Below are 18,780 nucleotides of genomic sequence, written 5' to 3'. Positions count from 1 at the left end.
CTATTTTTCCTGTTTTTCTACGGGTTGAACTTGATTTGGTTGTTCGTTTTTAGGCTTAGTGGGTGTTTCGTACAAAGATCCTTTCAAGCCACAGCCAGATAGGGTTACAATGATGATTAAACTAACGAAATATTTCAATTTTTGCAGACACATAAACTTATTAACGATTTGCTTCACATGATAGTCGTTTTATAATCCGATGAATAGCAAGAATTACACTCAATTGATAAAGTTTTAAAGGAAAAGCCATGAATGACAGCCAATATAATTTAATTGCTGACGAACTATTATTAGCAGTTGAAGAAGCAATTGAAGATTGTGGTGAAGATATTGATTACGAAGGCGTGAGTGGGTTATTAACGTTAACGTTCAAAAATGGCACCAAAATTATCATTAATAAACAAGCACCTTTGCACCAAATTTGGGTAGCAACAAAGTTTAATGGCCATCATTTTGAGTTAATCGACGGCTTATGGCAAGACAACCGTGGTAGTGGTGAATTTTGGCAATTTCTTTCGGCTGCCGTTAGTAAACAAGCAGGAACACCATTAACTTTGTCGGCCGAATAATAAATTAAGCTAAATATTGTCGAATAAACAGTAACTGATAAATTATCGTAAACAGTAAGAGAATTTCATGAATAATATTGTACGCATTGCTACCCGTAAAAGTGCTTTAGCCTTATGGCAAGCTGAATATGTAAAAACTCAGCTTGAGCATTTTCATCCTGATCTAACGGTAGAGCTAGTTCCTATGGTGACAAAAGGCGATATTATTCTTGATACGCCATTAGCTAAAGTAGGTGGTAAAGGGCTATTTGTTAAAGAGCTAGAAGTGGCAATGTTAGAAGGGCGTGCTGATATTGCGGTGCATTCGATGAAAGATGTGCCGGTAGAATTTCCTGAAGGGTTAGGCTTAGAAGTGATTTGTCCACGTGAAGATCCGCGTGATGCTTTTGTTTCAAATCATATTCAAAGCTTTGAAGATTTACCACAAGGCGCAATTGTTGGTACTTCAAGTTTACGCCGTCAATGTCAAATAAAAGCGTTACGCCCTGATTTAGATATTCGTGATTTACGTGGCAATGTGAATACACGGTTACGTAAATTAGATGAAGGTGAATACGACGCGATTATTTTAGCGGCGGCAGGGTTAATTCGTTTAGAAATGCCCGCGCGCATTCGTCAATTTATTGCGCCAGAAGTGATGTTACCTGCCAATGGCCAAGGTGCTGTCGGTATTGAATGTCGAACCAATGACCAGCGCATTAAAAGCTTATTAGCTCCATTAGAGTGTCAAAACACCCGTTATCGTGTGTTGGCTGAGCGTGCGATGAATCGCGCCTTAGAAGGAGGTTGCCAAGTACCGATTGGTAGCTTTGCTGAATTAACCGATGATAACTTGTATTTACGTGGCTTGGTTGGCGCAGTTGATGGTAGTCAAATAATTCGCGATGAAGTGAGCGGTCATGTTTCAGAAGCGGAAGCATTAGGCTTAGCGCTAGCCGATAAGCTATTAGCACAAGGTGCCGATGCGATTTTAAAAGCGGTATATGAACAAAACTAATATTATTCAATTGTCGGATTATAGCTCAATACCTAGGCCGTTAAATGTGTTAGTGGCAAGACCTGAGCACAAAGGGCAAGCTTTGGTTGCTAGCTTGCAAGCGGCTGCGATTAACGCTCAACATTGTGCTTTATTTTGTTATCAAGCCGTTGAAAAACCTTTTTTATGTAAGTCCTTACTTACCTTTGACGATAATGCTAAATTGATTTTTGTTAGTGTTGCCGCCGTTGAATATGCTAATGATATTTTGCCTTGTGCTGCTTGGTGTTATCAACAAGTGTTTGCGGTTGGGCAAGCCACACAAGACAAGTTAGCGGAGTTAGGTATTAATGCTATTTCACCCGAACAACAAGATAGTGAAGGGTTATTACAGATCAAAGCATTAGAAGCCGTAAACGGTGATAATGTGATTATTGTTCGTGGTGATTCCGGCCGAGAATTAATTTTTAAGACCTTGTTGCAGCGAGGCGCAAATGTGGTTTATGCGCAAAGTTATCAGCGTGTGTGGGTGACACCTCCGATGCAGGATATTAATCACTGGTACGAAAAAAAGGTGAATTGTATTGTCACTACCAGTGTCGCAATATTAGAGAATATGCTAGCTTTATTGTTAACCGACAAAAAGTTAAACGCTGAAAATCATTGGAAAAAATCCTGTTATTGGCTAGTGGCAAGTGAACGCATTGCTGAGCGAGCAAAAGCGTTAGGGTTAAATAGAGTGATTAATGCACAAAGTGCCGATAATCAGCGATTATTGGATGTGATTATTGAATTGGAACAAAATGATGACAGATAATACTGACAATAAAAATACCAGCACTTCAGCAAAAGTTACACAAAGTGATGTGGTCAGTGCAGCAGAAAAAGATGCGACAACATCTGAAGGTACAGAACAAGCTGCTCCGGTAGAAAAAACAACAACAGCAGCAAGTCGTAAAGTTTCTGCGCGCACTCAAACTAAAACAAAAGAGTTGCAGCCAAAATCGTCGGTGTCAAAAATAGCGGTAATTGCTTTGATCTTAGCTATATGCGCACTTGCCATGATGGGAAGTGCTTATTATTGGTTTATTGAACAGCAACAAATGAATCAAGCGTCGTTATTAACAAAAACGCAAAAACAGCTACAAACCCAGTTAACGCGAGAGCAAGCAGCCACAAAACAGTTATTAGCCAATCAACAACAATTGTTCGAACAGCGTTTAGCGAATATCAGCGAAGCGATAAGTGTTGATAATCAAAAAACCATTGATAAATTACAGCGTACCGTCAATCGTTTAAGTGCTACTCAACCAACTGATTGGTTAATGCATGAAGCTGAATATTTAATACGCGTGGCCGGTCGAACCATTTGGTTAGAGCGCGATACCAAAGCGGCAATCGGCTTGTTAACGGATGCCGACCAACGTTTAAAAGAGCTAAAAGATCCAAAATTTTTACGAGTACGAGAAGTTATTCATCAAGACATTGAACAGCTTAAACTGTTACCTGTGTTAAATACCGAAGAGGTATTATTGTCGATAATGGCGCTTGGGCAGCAAGTAGATCAACTACTCTTATCGTTAGCTTATGTCCCTGAAAAGAATAATGAAAACGACAATTTAGTGTTATCTGATGATGCCAATGATTGGCAAGAAAATTTAAGTAAAAGCTGGCAGCGTTTCTTAGCCGACTTTATTACCATTCGTCGTCATAATGCGAGTGTTGAGCCTTTGTTATCGCCAGCGCAACAACAAAATTTAATGATTAATTTAAAGCTAAAACTTAATCAAGCTGAGTGGGCTGTAGCTAAAGAAAAAGCGCAGTTATATCAACAAGTATTAGCAGACATACAAACTTGGTTAACACGTTATTTTGATATGGAGAAAGACGTTAATCAGCGTTTTTATCAAACCATAGCAAGTTTAAAAAATGAACGTGTGGCGATCGACTACCCTTCAGAATTAAAAGCATTAGCCGCCATTCGACAAATTATTAATAATAAAGCAATATTTTTGGATGAAGCTGAAACTAAAGAGCAGTCAGCACCTATCGAGCAACCTAAGCAAGAGGTGATAGAGTTAGCGCCTGAAGCACCACCTGAAGATACTGAACCAACTGATACACCAGCTCCAGTAGATGCTCCTGCTACAGTAATAGACGAGGCTTAATATGAAACGTTTAGTGCTGTTTTTTGTTCTGTTTTTTGCTGCGGTAGCCATTAGCCCATTATTGATTGGTGAAAAAGGTTATATTTTAATTTCGATGGGCAACATCACCATTGAATCGACCGTAGTCACCGCCAGCATTTTTCTTATTATTTTATTTATTGCTTTATTAATGTCATTAAAAGTGTTTCGCGGTGGCATCCGTTTAGGCAAAGGAACTTGGTTTCGTGTTACTACGGCAGGTAAACGCAAAGCTCAACGTCAATTCAAACAAGGCGTTGCTACTTATTTGTTAGAAGATTATGCCGAAGCTGAGCATTTATTAGTAAAAAGTGCGGATAATTCTGGTATGGCATCCGTGGCTTATTCATTAGCAGCTTTTGCTGCCCAGCAGCAATCGGCGGATGCTAATACTGAATATTATTTAGATTGCCTTAGCAAAGAAGCCTCTTCATCAGATAGTCTTGAGCAAGTGCTAGTGATCATTAAACAACAGCTGAAGTTAAAAAATTATACTAAAGCCCGAACGTTAATTGATGACTACCATAAACATATTGGCCATGACTCACGTTTATTGGCGTTAGAAATTGAATTAAGCTTAATTGAGCAACGTTTTGAACATGTTATAGCTTATTTGCCAAAAGCGGAAAAAAATAAAAAAGTTAATCAAGCGTTAATATATCGCTGGCAATATCAGGCATATTTAGGCCAATTTGAGCACTTAATCACTCAGGGTGATCAAACTAAGTTAGTAAATTATTGGCAAGATTTAGCAAGAAAAATTCAGCATAAACAATCGGTTGTTTTAGCTTATTGCCATGTTTTAGCAAAACATCAGTTAACTCAATCACTTGAGCAAGTTTTATTACCGGCCTTAAAGTTTGATGCCTCAATGGAATTTGTTAAACAGCTGCGTTTTTTACCTATCGGTCAATGCCAAGGTTTGATCACTTTAGTACAGAAACATCTTCATAAAGATAATCATAGTAGCCAGTGGTTAAGTTGTTTGGGCTTTTTAGCTTTTGCCGATAAACAATTTGATATGGCAGCAAAAGCTTATGCTAGTTTGTTTCATCAAGACGATGGTTATGACCAACAAGATGCTTTGTTATACGCTAAAGTATTAATGGCAAAAAATGAGCATCAACAAGCTAACCAGCTGCTATTGCGTTATGTGACAACAAATAAATAGGTTAACTCTTTCATGGCAGATGAGGCCAAAACAAATCTAGCAGTAACCGTTAACGCTAACCAAGCTAAGCCTTGGCTCTTTGCTATTTTGATGGGCTTGTTCGGTGCAGCCATCAATAGCATTCCTTTACCGTTATTACCTGAAATTCAATTAATTCTTGGTAATGCCGCCTATGTGTTTGTTGCAATGCATTTGTTGCCGCGGTACACCTTGGTAACGGCATTTATTACGTTAATTCCTGTTTATTTTATTTTTGGTCACCCTTGGGGATTTTTAACTTTTGGCTTAGAGGCTTGGTTTATTGCCACTATGCGTTCAAAAGGCTGGTATGTACTCATTGCTGATATGGTGTATTGGCTACTTATTGGTATGCCGTTAACTTGTGTCATTATTTGGTTTCAAGTTGTTGAGTTTACTAGCGCAGACTTGTTTACTGTGTTTAAGCAGGGATTTAATGGCCTTTGGTATACCAGTATCGCGTGCTTTTTTATGTTTATTTTTAATGAAAAATTAAAAATATATTGGCACCATCAAGCCCCCACACACCGAACCTTGCGGGCAAAATTAATGTACTCGCTGGTATTCGTTACCACAACCGCCTTATTTGGTTCAACGCTATTAATCAGTAATCATTTTATTCAAACGTCAAAAAATTTAGTGGATAAATCACTGCAAGATACGAGTAAAAATATTGCTGAGTTTATTGATTTATATATTGAAAAAAATCAACAGGGCTTAGAGCTCGGAAGCGCCTGGTTAACACAGGTTGGTGCTCAAGATTATGGCAATATTTTAACCAAAATTACAACGGTATATCCGGCTTTTAAGGCGCTTTACCTTGCAGATGAGCGAGGAGAAATACAACAAGCCATGTTAACAACCTCGGCTTATGAAAATACTTTATTGCCGTCAGCATTAGTTGCTTCAAAATTTGGAATTGAGCAACAAATTGGTGGGCAAAGCACCTCGCCTGCTTTTAAGCTTGATGGTTCCATGGCAATGCCAATGGTGGCGCTTAATACTCATTTTTCAGTAGCCACTATCGACAGCAATATTCAGGCGTTAAAACAAGATTATGTACTTGAAGGTGTTCTAGATCTTAATCAACTAGCAAAAATAGCCTCGGCAGAATTAGATAACTTATCGGTAAGTACCGTTATTGTTGATCAACAGCAAAATATTATTTTTGCTTCACCGGTACTTAATTTAGCGAGTTTAACGCCATTTTCTCATCAATTGCTGGAAAATACCCGTTACTTACAACTATCGGCAGAAGGCAATAAACGTTATGTTTTTAAAAGTGCTAAAACGAAAAATGGTTGGCAAGTTTTTTCATTAATTGATCAGTTGGCATCAAGTAATAATGTAAAAAATGAATATTTAAGCATATTTATAATTCTATTTTTTACTTTGATTATCACCGCTTATTTTGCTGATCAATATGGTCGCCGGTTAACTAAGCCACTTCGTTTTATTGTGAAGCAGTTAGCTAAACAGCATAGTAAAAAAATGCCTGAAGCCATCAGTGCGAGCTCTGAAGTTATTCATTTATATAATGAAATTGTTAGTAACAGAAATAAGTTATATCAATACCAAGAACAGTTAGAAGAAAAAGTGGTAGAGCGGACTAAAGAGCTTAATGAAGCGAATAAAAAACTTGAAAAGTTAGCACTTTATGACGGTTTAACACAAGTGCATAATCGTCGTTATCTTGATGATAACTTTGCCTTGATACAAAAGTCGGCTGAACGAAATACGGCGTTAATGTCGTTGATCATGGTAGATTTAGATCACTTTAAACAGCTTAATGATAATTATGGTCACTTGGTGGGGGATAATTGTTTAGTGAAGGTGGCCGAAATTCTTAAAGCCGCCTTTGATCGAGGCAGTGATATGGTAGTGCGTTTTGGTGGCGAGGAATTTGTCATTGTAGCGCCTTATATTACACCAGCTGCATTAGCGACCAAATTAGAAGAGTTAAGAAAAGCTATTGAGGCGGTAATATTTCATACCGGTGAAAATGAATTGTTTACAGTAACAGCAAGCTTTGGCGCCGTGATCGCGGATGCTTCGTTTTCAGGTGATGTATTAAAATGGGTGAAAAAAGCCGATGAATGTTTGTATCAAGCTAAAGACGCTGGACGCAATTGTTATCGCATTACTGATCAAGTGGCTCGATTAAATGATTAAAGATACTTATTAGGTATCTTTAATCATTTGGCTCTTGAGCCTGATCTTGAGTTTTATTCGTTAGATATAGGCAAAAGCATCGGCATACATATGCTCAACGAGAGCGCCTTTTTTAACAAAATCATCACGAATAATACCAACCATATCAAAGCGACCGGCTAAATAAATATCGTATTCGGCAAAGTTTTCAATGTCGGCCATTGCCGCTTGATGTAATAAACCTGTGCGCCCTTGCCAAGTAACATCCGGCGTTTGTACTACCGGAATAAATTGGCTGTTAGCAATACGGTTAATACACGCTTCAGTTTGAGCTAATTCATATAAGGCTGAAGGTTCACGTACACCCCAATAAACCGTGACTGCACGCTCAGAGCCTTGTTGTGCTAAATATTCAAACATTGATTTTATGTAAGAAAAACCTGTGCCGCCAGCGAGTAATAATAATGGTCGTTTACTGTCGTTGATCAACCCTGCATTGCCTAGCGGTATTTCAACGGTAACACTGGTATTGTTTTGAATACGTTCGATAACTTGCATGGCATAGCTGTTTTCATCAAAAGCGCCAATTTGCAATTCAATGAATTCACTACCGGGTGCGCTGGCAATAGAAAAAGGGCGTTTGTCGTCATCACTCATGACAAAATTTAAGTATTGACCAGCAATGAAGTCAACCTGTACTTCAGGCTTTAATAATACTTTGTAAATCGAGGGTGTTAGTGATGTCAGCGCTTCTACCTGACAAGTAATTGTTTTCATTGTGAGTTTAACCTTGAGCCATTAATGGCAATATATAAATTTTTAAATTAGTTAGGCACTATAAACAATCGTTGTTAGTGCTTGATAACGGGCAATAATGATTATTCAGCATCGATACCTAGCTCTTGCCATAAGTCATCAACTTCTTGGATCACCGCATCGTCCATGACAATAGGTTCACCCCATTCACGGTCGGTTTCTCCGGGCCACTTGTTGGTTGCATCCATCCCCATTTTTGAGCCTAAGCCGGAAACAGGAGAAGCAAAATCTAAATAATCAATTGGCGTATTATCGATTAAGGTCGTGTCGCGACTTGGATCCATGCGTGTGGTCATTGCCCAGATCACGTCTTTCCAGTCACGTGCGTTGATATCGTCATCACAAACAATAACAAATTTAGTGTACATGAACTGTCGTAAGAAAGACCAAACACCCATCATTACACGCTTAGCGTGGCCGGGATATTGTTTTTTCATGGTAACAATTGCAAGCCGGTATGAACAACCTTCTGGTGGCAAATAAAAATCGACAATTTCAGGAAACTGTTTTTGTAAAATAGGAACAAATACTTCGTTTAAGGCGACACCTAAAATGGCGGGTTCATCAGGTGGACGGCCAGTATAAGTACTATGATAGATTGGATTTTTACGTTGGGTCATATGGGTTACGGTAAAAACAGGGAAGTTATCGACTTCGTTGTAATAACCGGTATGATCACCATATGGGCCTTCAGGTGCAACTTCGTCTGGGTCGATATAACCTTCAAGAACAATTTCTGCCGAAGCCGGAACTTGTAGGTCATTACTGATACATTTAACGACTTCAGTTTTGCTACCGCGTAATAAACCGGCAAAGGCATATTCAGATAAAGAGTCAGGTACTGGTGTTACCGCACCAAGAATGGTGGCGGGATCTGCGCCTAAGGCAACTGAAACTGGATACTTTTCACCAGGGAATTGTTTTTTAAATTCATAAAAGTCTAAAGCGCCGCCGCGATGAGATAACCAACGCATGATCAGTTTATTTGGCCCTAATAATTGCTGACGATAAATACCTAAATTTTGGCGTTCTTTATGCGGCCCTTTAGTAACGGTTAATCCCCAAGTAATTAAGGGAGCTACGTCGCCTGGCCAGCAATGCTGAATAGGTAATTTGGTTAAATCGACTTCATCACCAGTAAACACTTCTTGCTGACAATTGGCTTTTTTTAACACTTTTGCCGGCATGTTCAGTACTTGTTTGTAAACAGGTAATTTATCAAGGGCATCACGAAAGCCTTTAGGTGGCTCAGGCTCTTTTAATAACGCTAATAATTTACCGACTTCGCGTAATGCTTCAACATTGGTTTGTCCCATCGCTAAGGCAACGCGTTTAGGTGTACCAAATAAATTGGTTAATACTGGAATGCTAGACCCGATTGGATTTTCAAATAACAGCGCAGGGCCACCAGCTCTTAGTGTGCGATCACTAATTTCTGTCATGGTGAGATGCGTTGAAATTGGTTGAGTAATACGTTTTAACTCACCAAGTTCTTCTAATTGCGCAATAAAATCGCGTAAGTCGTTATATTTCATGTTTAAGCTAAAAGTTTAAGCTAAAATTTGTCGGGCATTATAGCGTTTGAAAGCAATAAACGCATTGATCTATTGATGAAATCCACGGAAAACTTAGTTTTCTTGAAAAATAGCCATAAAATGCCACTGTTTTTACCGATAATATGGTAAATTAGCGACAATTTTTTCGCCTTTGTTTAGGACGTTTGTTGTGACTACACCAGAAAACCAATTTAAACATATGTCGGTTGCCGAATTAAAAGCGGCGATGGCTGACAACGCGCCGGTTGTTGTTGATATTAGAGATTTAGCTTCTTTTACTCAAAATCATATTCCGAAAGCCATACATTTAACTAATGATAGCTTAGCCGATTTTATGCGTGATGCCGATTTAGATGCGCCAACGGTTGTCTGTTGTTACCATGGCATTTCAAGTCAGCAAGCCGCGCAATATTTGATCAGCCAAGATTTCACCGATGTTTATTCACTTGATGGTGGCTTTACCGAATGGCAAGGTTTGTATCCGAACGATACTGAAAATTAGGCGACATTATGAATGAATTAAATCATCAGCTTGTCTTAATTCAACATCATAATATTGCCTTGTTGTTTGCTAATTATTTAACAGCGCAAAATATTTCGGCAAAGTTGCAAGAAAATGAGCAAGGTTTTGTGGTGTTATGTGCTCAAGCACAGGCTGAGCAAGCTAAGCAGTTGTTTGATGAATTCATTCAAAATCCACATCACCCTAAATACCAATCGGCAGCGTGGCAACAGTCGGAAGTTAGTGATGTCCGATCATCGTCACCAGCCTTGGTTGATGTGTTCAAAGCTAATTTTATAGCACATGCCGGCGTAGTAACTCTGACTATTTTTAGTTTGTGTTGGATAGTGTTTATTGCCAGTTATTTTGGTTTTGCACGCGAAGTATTCAGCAGTTTACAGTTTTATCGCCAGCTAAACCTTGATGGCCTACTTAGTGAGCCGCTGCGGATCTTAACACCAGCCTTTTTTCATTTCTCGTTATTACATATCACGTTTAATACTTTATGGTGGTGGCAACTTGGCGGTGATATTGAGCGTCAGTTAGGTAAAGGCAGTTTAATACATGTTTTATTATTAACGGCGATAGTGTCTAATGTTGGGCAATTTATGGTGTCAGGGCCAAACTTTGGTGGCTTGTCTGGCGTAGTTTATGGCTTGTTTGGTTATGTTTGGTGGCTAGGTTGGCTAAAACCTGAAAAAGGGCTAGGTATATCAAATGCGCTAGTTGGCTTTTTATTGGTGTGGCTAATGTTAGGTTATTTGGATGTTTTACCGGTGAATATGGCAAATACCGCCCATTTATTTGGCTTGCTGACCGGTTGTTTGATGGCATTATTAAAAGCTAAAAGCTAAAAGCTAAAAGCTAAAAGCTAAAAGCTAAAAATGAAAAAGGGGTATTAATTTACCCCTAACATCAATAAATATTGGTTAAATTGTTTGCGGTTAGTTATCTAGCCATTGGGTAAATAATAATTTTTTTACCAAGGGTTTACCGGTTTCTTTGGTTAATAAACTTTTTACTTTTTCTTCACACAGGCGTTGAATTTCCGTACGGCCTTTGATGGATTTTACTTTTTCTTCTTGTTGCTGACCAATAATACTAATAATAGCATCACGTAATAACGGCGAGTGATGTTCAACCACTTCTAAATTATTTGAATCTTCAATCATTAACTCGACAGTTAAGCGAACGTAGCCCATTTTTTTCTTAACCGCGACATAATTAGTGACAATTTCAGGTTCAAAACCGAAATAGGCATAATCAGCAGCCTGAGTTGGCATCATGGCGGAGATAGTTAATACGGCAAACAGGAAAATTTTCTTCATAAAATGGTTTAATTTATTTTTTTGACTGTTAATCATAATAACGCGAAATGGTTAAATTTCCTCTATTTACTGTAAAATTTTTTATAATAATTAAGTATAAGCGGTTGTTATTCTTTAATGAGTTAGGTTTTTTAGCCAATCTCGTTTGTATGCTCGCCATGCAAATAAAAAGACTTTAGTAACTTCTTCAGAATAAGCAATTAATGCCACCCAAAAAAGTGGCAGCTCAAAATAAAATGCTGCTAAAGCAGTGAGTGGTATGCTGATCACCCACATACCAAAGGTATCAATATACAAACTGGTTTTGGTTTCACCACCGGCTCTGAGTAGCCCCATGGATAATGTCATATTGGTTATTTTTAACCAACCACCAAAACAAATAATCGCAAATACTTCTGTGGCTAATTGTAAGGTTTCATCGGGTAGATTGGTAAAAGGGATAAAAAGCCATGACTCACTCATAAACATTAGTACACCAACGGTTAAACCCGAGATAGGGGCTAATAGTGCAAAGGTTTTGGCAATTGCCCAAGCTTCTTTAAAATCAGAGGCGCCAAGACGTTGGCCAATCATGATGGCACAAGCAGAAGCAAAGCCTAAAAACACCGCAATAAAAATTCCTTCTATTGGCGCTAAAACACTCATCACGGCGAGTTCTTTGGTGCCTAACTGCCCATAAATGAGTTGATAAATAAAAGTACCTAATGACCAAACACCAAAACTGAACATCATAGGCCAAACAAGCATGATGAGCTTTTTCCAAGCCTTTTTATTAATTAAACTTGGGAAATCGGCTCTGGTGGGTTTTAGATAATGTTGTGCCTTTTTCAGCACAACAAGGAGTAAAATCAAATGAAATAAACGGGATACTGTTGTGGCAATTGCTGCACCAGTAACACCAAGAGCTTCTATACCTAAACCGCCGTTAATTAACCAATAATTGAGTATGACATTACAAATAATGGCGCTGGTACTTAACAGTAAGGGTAATTTTACTTCGCCAGCACTGCGTAAAGCATTTTCATAAACCATGATGACCGCGAGGAAAAATAGGCTAGGCATAGTGAGCCATAAATAAGTTTCACCTAAACTGATAACTTCAAGGTCATTACTGCCTAAACTCATGGTGCTGTCGGCAAAATAAAAAGTCAGTATCACTATCGGGATCATCACTAATATGCCGATGCTGATACCCATTAAAATGGATTGACGAATTTTGTCAATTTTACCGGCACCAAAGTATTGCGAAGCTAAAACACCAACACCCCAGCCTAAGCCAGTAATGATCACTAAAATAACAAATTGAATACGATTCGCTAAACCAACGGCTGCAACAGCGGCATCGCCTAAGTGACTAACCATCATGATATCAATCATGCTGAGTAAGGTTACAAGGATATTCTGTAACGAAATTGGCCAAGCTAATTTGAAACTGTTTTTGATTGATGAAAAATGAATGAGTGACATAAGGCTCTTAAAATCGCGGTAAATAGGGCTTTACCCAGCAAGGGGGATAGACTGAAAAATTAACCCTGTTATTATACGCCTTAATCACGTTTTCTGTTATTAAATATGCATTCTTTATCCAACTTGTTTCCAGTAAATTTAACGGCTCAATGGCAAAATCAGCCGAGTGCGCCAATATCAGCACAATTAAGAGATTGGTTATATGAGCCAACCTCATTAACTGCTCGTTTAAATCAGCATTGCCAAAGTTTTTATGTGGAAGTATTAGGACAAGAAGTGATCGCATGTCCTGCTGATGAAGCGTGTGAAATAGTAAGTGCAGGAGAAAAGGTATTAGCACGGGAAGTGTTATTGTATTGTGATAACCAACCCCATGTTTTTGCCCGTAGTTTATTACCATTAACAAGTTTAACTGGAGAACAGGAGTTATTAGCTGAGTTAGGAGATAAACCTTTAGGTCAGGTGATTTTTAATAACCCCTCGTTAGAACGAAAGCTAATTCAAATTGCGCCTTTTAACGAGCAAAGCAGCGTTGGCCAGTTAGCACAAGCCTTATCATTAAGTGTTTCAGAGACTTTATGGGGACGGCGCTCATTATTTTACCTTGAAGCTAAACCGTTAATTGTTGCCGAAGTCTTTTTACCACCCGCCCTAGCTTACCAATAAGAATTTATCATGAATATGACGCTCACCACAAAATGGCAAGGTTTTAAACAAATTACCCGTATGGATAAACCCATAGGCACTTATTTATTGTTATGGCCAACCTATTGGGCATTATGGGTTGCCGCTGATGGTATTCCCAATTTACATTTGTTCTTGGTGTTTTCATTAGGTGTTTTTGTGATGCGCAGTGCCGGCTGTGTGATTAATGACTTTGCTGATCGCAACGTTGATGGCCAAGTACAACGTACAGAACAAAGGCCGTTAATTACCGGGTTATTAACTCCTAAAGAAGCTATTTTTATTTTTATTGCTTTGCTATTTATTGCTTTATTATTGGTACTAACACTCGAGTTTCATACCATCATGCTCTCGTTTGTTGCCGTATTTTTAGCAACACTTTATCCCTTTATGAAACGTTATACACATTTACCGCAAGTGGTGTTAGGTGCGGCTTTTAGTTGGGGTATGATCATGGCTTTTGCTGAAAGTTATGGCAGTGTTCCTAGCGTAGCTTGGTTGTTATTTGCGGCTAACCTATTTTGGACTGTGGCGTACGATACTATGTATGCGATGGCGGATAGGGAAGATGATCTTAAAATAGGTGTTAAATCTACCGCGATTCTATTTGCTCAGCACGATAAGCGCATTATTGCGTTGTTACAAATAATCACCTTAGGTTTGTTGTATACGGTAGGTGAATTGTTAGCATTTGGTTGGCCTTATTATTTATCGTTAATTATCAGCGCGGGTTTTTTTAGCTACCAGCAAATATTGATTGTTGAGCGCGATCGACAAAAGTGCTTTCAAGCCTTTCTGAACAATCACTTTGTTGGTTTAATTATATTTATCGGTATTTTTGTTGAGCATTTATAAAACCGAAATCCCCCTAAAGAGCTTTTATGTTTGATCAAGCGATTCGTTTTCAGTTGAAATGACCCGCTGTACGGTGTTGATAATTTGTTCTTTGGTTGATGGTTTCATGATGTAGCCTTTTAAACCATAAGCAGCCCATTTTTTTACTAATTCTTTATTCTTATTCCCCGTTAACGCAATAATGGGAATGTCGCGACCACCAGAAATACTACGAATTTTTTTCGTGGTGTTTAAGCCATCAAGTTTTGGCATAAACAAGTCCATAATAATTAGATCGTAACGTTTTTCTTTAATATATCGTAGGGCGACTAAACCATCTTCAGCTTCTTCGGTAATAAAGTTCTCGTGTTTTAATACCGTACTTAACATTTCACGATAAATGGCATTATCTTCAACAATTAGAATGCGATAATCATCATTCTGTTGGCTTACTTGGTTGAGATCATCGAGAATTTCCTTTGCTTGACCTTCATGCTCATCAACTTCATCGTCAAAATCAAGGGTGTCAAACATACCTGGATTGGTTTTTTCTTTTTCTTGGTTTTCTTTGGCGGTTCTTTCGATCAAATCATTCATTTTTTCGGCTTTTGTTTTGATCGATGCTTGGTGATGTATTAGCCCTTTAGCTTCTTGAGCTTTTTCTTTTACGTTGTTTTTTTGTGAGAGCAACTGCGCTAACAAACCATCTAAACCGGCATTAATATCACTTTCTAATAAAGATAATAAAGGTTTTATATGTTGCTCTGTAATTGTGTCCATTAACTCTTTTGTTTGTGCGGTGGAAAAATTATTAGGCCCTTGGAAGTTTTCCGTCGCTTTAACTATGCCTGTGTAGCTATTTTGGATATTGTTAAGTAAGCCTTGTTTCAGTTCACCACTTTGATCAATTAAGGCTGATAATTCGTTATCTACTTCATCAAACACGCTGTCACTTAACTGCACGACTTCTTCATCTTTATTGAATAAATTCAGCGCGCTATGCACTATCATGATCAAGCGGAATTTTTCATATAATGGTTGATAGACAAAATAGTTTTCAAATAAGCCTTTAATACAGCACCTAAAAGCAACACCGGCTTCTTTGTTTTTACATAATAAAATACTGAAATGTGGGTAAGTCAACTCGGCCTCGTCTAAGAGGTAAGAGTAATAAGCAACACTTTTTTCAATGCTTGAAAAGGCAAACAACAAAACCGTTGGCTGGTTGGTTTTAATATATTTAGTAGTATCATCGTTGTAGGCAACATTACAAAAATCTTTAAAGTGGCTCGTTAATATGTTTACGGCCCCTAAAACATCTTCGCTGTTTTCATGAATCATAACTATTTTTGGATGACGAGAAGCTAATCCAGCTTTTTTATTGCTCATTCATTATTGCTCCATAAACTAATTTTAATGACTGATTAATAAGAATAATTTGCTGTTTACAAGTTGCTTTATCATTGTTTAATGCGTTGTCTTCTAAGGCTTGTAATAAATCTGCCGTTTGCTCTGCGCCAATCGCTTTAGCGGAGGTTTTAATATAATGAGCTTCTTCTTTTATGGCGGCAAAGTCATTTTGATTAAACATAGCGACAATTTTTCCAATTGATTCTTTTGCTTGCTGTAGAAATTCAATTTCAAATTTTCGAATTAATTCGGCATCATCACCAATTAAGTCTTTAATGATGTTTTTATTTAATATTTGTCTCTCTGAATCAGTCATTTTTATACCACTTCTGTAAAACATCTTTTAAATGCGTTAATTGGATAGGCTTACTTACAAACTCGTCCATACCAGCAGCTAAACAATGCTGATCATCACCACTCATGGCAGCACCGGTAACCGCTATAATAGGAATTCTAGAACGCTTTTCTTTAATTTCTAGTTCACGGATTAATCGTGTCATATCGTAACCATCAATATTTGGCATGTGGCAGTCGGTTAAAATAAGTTTGTAGTTACCTGCTAGCCATTTATCTTTACCATCTTGGCCGTCATCTGCAATATCACAGGCGTAGCCTAGATTTTTGAGCTGTTTGACAATTAATTTTTGATTTAAAGGGTTATCTTCTACTACTAATATTCCGCCTTTGAGCTCTGGTGCTATTGGCTCAAGTTCTAATGGTAGCTCAAGATCGCTTAAGTCTAATTCATCAATTTCAAGCTCAAAATGACCAATCCAATTTTTCTTGATGGTTTCAATCAGTTGAATTCTAGTTATTGGTAATGAATGAGTAATGTTAGCGCCAGGGAATAATGCGCGGGCAGCTTCAACATGATCATGTCTTACGGCAACACAAATATGGTGCTCATTAAGTAAAGGAATAATAAATTCTTCCGCATATTCTTGATTAGCATGGAGATCATCAACAAAAACAAAAATGAGATCAGATTGGCTAGGAGCAAAATCTGTTTCAAATAAATTACAGCTGTAAACATTTGCCCCTTCGTCTGTTAAATATTGAGCATAGTTAGTAATTTTTTGCTGATACTGGCTATTAAAATAAGCCAATGAAATATTAACGGCGGATAAAGATTCGACATCAAGCGCTCGGGTTTCTTGGGAACGCCATAACGGTAGTTCAACGTCAAAACAAGAGCCTTTACCTTTTTCACTGGTAAGGGTAATTTGCCCCCCCATCATTTCAGTTAACTTACCACAGATGGCCAGACCTAAGCCGGTACCACCATATTTCCGAGTTGTTGAACGTTCAGCTTGAATAAAAGGTTTGAATAGTTTGTGTTGGGTTTCTTCATCAATACCAATACCGTTATCAATAATTTTAATACTGATAGTACAAACATAATCGTTAATTTCGATGACGCTGGCATCGACAGAAACACAGCCTTCTTGCTCTGTGGTTGTTTTCGTGAATTTTAAGGCGTTACCAATTAAATTGAACAGAATTTGCCGAACGCGAATTTGGTCGCCAATAATAAACATGGGAATTTTAGGATCTTCAAATAAATCTAAATGGATTTTATTTTTATTTGCCACGGGGATGAAAACTTTAATCACATTATCAATAACTTCAGCAATGGAAAATACTTGGTCTTCAAGTACTAATTTTTCAGCTTCAATTTTATTAATGTCGAGAATATCATTTAAAATATAAACTAAATTTTCGGCAGATGTTTTTGCTGTATCAATTAAATCGACTGAATCAGGGGTTTGTTTGGTGGTAGCTAATAAATCTAACGAGCCGATAATAGCGTTCATTGGCGTTCTTAATTCATGACTCATCATAGATAAAAAGTCAGACTTTATTTGATTAGCATTTTCGGCATTTTCTTTTAATTTAAGTAGTTCTTTGGTGCGCTGTTCAACGTGATCTTCAAGTTGGCTATTTAATTCTTTAAGTTGTTTTTGCGCGGTATAAATTTCGGATTGATCAATGATCACCCCGTCAATGCGGCAATTGTTTCCTAAAAAATCTTTTCCTACTTTACCTTGACTTAATAAGTACTTGGTTTCACCGTCAGGCATGATTATTCGGTATTGTTTTGAAAAATTCTCGCCTGAAGATAAAGATTGAGCCATAGCCGTTATTATTTGGGCGCGGTCATCAGGGTGATAGGTTGATTGCCATTTTTCTATGTTACCAATATCTTCCGGTTTGAGCCCTAGTATGTCATTAGTGAGGCTATTCCATTCCCATCGCCAAGAGTCTTGGTCTGTTAATTCGGCATGCCAGGTGCCTATTTTTCCAACTTCCATGGCAATGTTTTTACTTTCAATGGCTTTGTTCATTTCTGTTAGCGTATTTTTTGCTTGCGTACAGTCGGTTAAGGTACCCATAACGCTATAGGGGGAGTCATGCTCACGGTGTAATTCCCCTTTAATATGTAGCCAACGTAAGCCTTCTTCAGTTTGCAATCGAAATTCAAAATTTAATGGAATGCCATACTTAATGTGTTGTTTGAAGAAAATATCAAAAATAGAACGATCTGAATGAAATATTTGTTTTTTAAAGTCATCCCAAGATACTTCTTCTGTAATGTTTTTATTTATGAGTTTTTTAAACTTAGCACTAAAAAAAGGCGTTTTAGATTGTATTTTATATTCCCATACACCAATGTTTGCGGTATCAATGGCATGGTTTAGGCGAGCGAGAATCGCTTGTGTTTTTTGCACCTTTTGTTGTTGTGGTTGAATAAGCAGCCAGTGTAAATCATCATTAGGTGAATAATTAATACTAATATTAAAAGCATTCGATTGATTGCTTGTTGATATTAATCTTGCTTGATTTTCGAAGGAGCATTGAAGCGGCTGTTGATGTTCATTCGCTAAATTATCAAAATGGAAAACATCGTAAATATTCATGTTGATAATGTTTTTAGTGGGTAGTTTTAATAATTCACGGGCTAATTCATTATAAAAAACAATTTGGTTATTACAGTTTGTTTTAAGCAGAGGGAAAGGGAATACGTCTTGCTCTAATTGTTGTGAAACGGCCATTTTTTTCCCTACTGTCTATCATTATTTTTACTGTAACTAGTTGTCAATTAAGCGCATAA

The 18,780-nt window shown here is 37.8% G+C and carries 17 protein-coding genes; 10 read left to right on the top strand and 7 right to left on the bottom strand.

The window, feature by feature from the left end; genetic code table 11:
- Positions 1-248 precede the first annotated feature (248 nt).
- From cyaY to ACSLUO_RS07665, 6 genes are all read left to right on the top strand, one after another.
- Positions 249-569 (top strand): iron donor protein CyaY, encoded by a 321-nt coding sequence (cyaY, locus tag ACSLUO_RS07690; protein WP_448247672.1) that lies wholly within the window; start codon positions 249-251, stop codon positions 567-569.
- Between the two features lie 67 nt (positions 570-636).
- The gene (hemC, locus tag ACSLUO_RS07685; protein ID WP_448247670.1) at positions 637-1,566 is read left to right on the top strand and encodes a hydroxymethylbilane synthase; all 930 of its coding nucleotides are present in this window, start codon (positions 637-639) and stop codon (positions 1,564-1,566) included.
- Positions 1,553-2,362: a uroporphyrinogen-III synthase gene (locus tag ACSLUO_RS07680; RefSeq protein ID WP_448247668.1), complete on the top strand. Its 810-nt coding sequence runs from the start codon at positions 1,553-1,555 to the stop codon at positions 2,360-2,362. Before hemC ends, ACSLUO_RS07680 begins: the two co-directional genes overlap by 14 nt.
- Complete coding sequence (locus ACSLUO_RS07675; RefSeq protein ID WP_448247666.1) at positions 2,349-3,713, top strand: uroporphyrinogen-III C-methyltransferase; 1,365 nt, start codon at positions 2,349-2,351, stop codon at positions 3,711-3,713. Before ACSLUO_RS07680 ends, ACSLUO_RS07675 begins: the two co-directional genes overlap by 14 nt.
- A 1-nt stretch (position 3,714) precedes the next feature.
- Positions 3,715-4,902: a heme biosynthesis HemY N-terminal domain-containing protein gene (locus ACSLUO_RS07670; protein ID WP_448247664.1), complete on the top strand. Its 1,188-nt coding sequence runs from the start codon at positions 3,715-3,717 to the stop codon at positions 4,900-4,902.
- Between the two features lie 12 nt (positions 4,903-4,914).
- A complete protein-coding gene (locus tag ACSLUO_RS07665) occupies positions 4,915-7,092 on the top strand; it encodes a sensor domain-containing diguanylate cyclase (RefSeq protein WP_448247663.1) in 2,178 nt (725 codons plus the stop codon).
- Between the two features lie 60 nt (positions 7,093-7,152).
- Here ACSLUO_RS07665 and fre read toward each other — a convergent pair whose 3' ends face one another.
- Entirely contained in the window at positions 7,153-7,848 is a 696-nt protein-coding gene (fre, locus tag ACSLUO_RS07660; protein ID WP_448247661.1) for an NAD(P)H-flavin reductase, read from the bottom strand.
- 101 nt (positions 7,849-7,949) lie between these two features.
- Entirely contained in the window at positions 7,950-9,422 is a 1,473-nt protein-coding gene (gene ubiD / locus ACSLUO_RS07655) for a 4-hydroxy-3-polyprenylbenzoate decarboxylase (RefSeq protein ID WP_448247659.1), read from the bottom strand.
- A 190-nt stretch (positions 9,423-9,612) separates the two neighbouring features.
- Between ubiD and glpE the strand changes: the two genes are divergently transcribed.
- Together glpE and glpG are read left to right on the top strand one after the other, a co-directional pair.
- The gene (gene glpE / locus ACSLUO_RS07650; protein WP_448247658.1) at positions 9,613-9,945 is read left to right on the top strand and encodes a thiosulfate sulfurtransferase GlpE; all 333 of its coding nucleotides are present in this window, start codon (positions 9,613-9,615) and stop codon (positions 9,943-9,945) included.
- Positions 9,946-9,953: 8 nt separating this feature from the next.
- Positions 9,954-10,799, top strand: coding sequence for a rhomboid family intramembrane serine protease GlpG (gene glpG, locus ACSLUO_RS07645; protein WP_448247656.1), 846 nt, complete (start codon positions 9,954-9,956; stop codon positions 10,797-10,799).
- A gap of 90 nt (positions 10,800-10,889) precedes the next feature.
- On the opposite strand, the gene ACSLUO_RS07640 is transcribed toward glpG, so the two are convergent.
- Both ACSLUO_RS07640 and ACSLUO_RS07635 read right to left on the bottom strand, forming a co-directional pair.
- Complete coding sequence (locus ACSLUO_RS07640; RefSeq protein WP_448247654.1) at positions 10,890-11,273, bottom strand: flagellar basal body-associated protein FliL; 384 nt, start codon at positions 11,271-11,273, stop codon at positions 10,890-10,892.
- A gap of 114 nt (positions 11,274-11,387) precedes the next feature.
- Positions 11,388-12,740, bottom strand: a complete 1,353-nt coding sequence (locus tag ACSLUO_RS07635) for an MATE family efflux transporter (protein WP_448247652.1) — start codon at positions 12,738-12,740, stop codon at positions 11,388-11,390.
- 105 nt (positions 12,741-12,845) lie between these two features.
- Here ACSLUO_RS07635 and ACSLUO_RS07630 point away from each other — a divergent pair, with 105 nt between their 5' ends.
- Together ACSLUO_RS07630 and ubiA are read left to right on the top strand one after the other, a co-directional pair.
- Complete coding sequence (locus ACSLUO_RS07630) at positions 12,846-13,406, top strand: chorismate--pyruvate lyase family protein (RefSeq protein ID WP_448247650.1); 561 nt, start codon at positions 12,846-12,848, stop codon at positions 13,404-13,406.
- A 9-nt stretch (positions 13,407-13,415) separates the two neighbouring features.
- On the top strand, positions 13,416-14,279 hold the full coding sequence (ubiA, locus tag ACSLUO_RS07625) for a 4-hydroxybenzoate octaprenyltransferase (protein ID WP_448247648.1): 864 nt from the start codon (positions 13,416-13,418) through the stop codon (positions 14,277-14,279).
- A gap of 24 nt (positions 14,280-14,303) precedes the next feature.
- Here the strand turns inward: ubiA and ACSLUO_RS07620 are convergent, their stop codons facing one another.
- Genes ACSLUO_RS07620 through ACSLUO_RS07610 form a run of 3 tightly spaced genes read right to left on the bottom strand, consistent with a single transcriptional unit; the run spans position 14,304 to position 18,721 of the window.
- Positions 14,304-15,647, bottom strand: a complete 1,344-nt coding sequence (locus ACSLUO_RS07620) for a response regulator (protein WP_448247647.1) — start codon at positions 15,645-15,647, stop codon at positions 14,304-14,306.
- Complete coding sequence (locus ACSLUO_RS07615) at positions 15,637-15,984, bottom strand: Hpt domain-containing protein (protein WP_448247645.1); 348 nt, start codon at positions 15,982-15,984, stop codon at positions 15,637-15,639. The genes ACSLUO_RS07620 and ACSLUO_RS07615 overlap by 11 nt, the downstream gene beginning before the upstream one ends.
- Positions 15,977-18,721 (bottom strand): ATP-binding protein, encoded by a 2,745-nt coding sequence (locus tag ACSLUO_RS07610; RefSeq protein WP_448247643.1) that lies wholly within the window; start codon positions 18,719-18,721, stop codon positions 15,977-15,979. Before ACSLUO_RS07610 ends, ACSLUO_RS07615 begins: the two co-directional genes overlap by 8 nt.
- Between the last annotated feature and the right edge of the window lie 59 nt (positions 18,722-18,780).

Source organism: Thalassotalea agariperforans, assembly GCF_053470345.1.
Note: the sequence above shows the minus strand (reverse complement) of the source record. Positions and strands in the feature narration are given on the sequence as shown.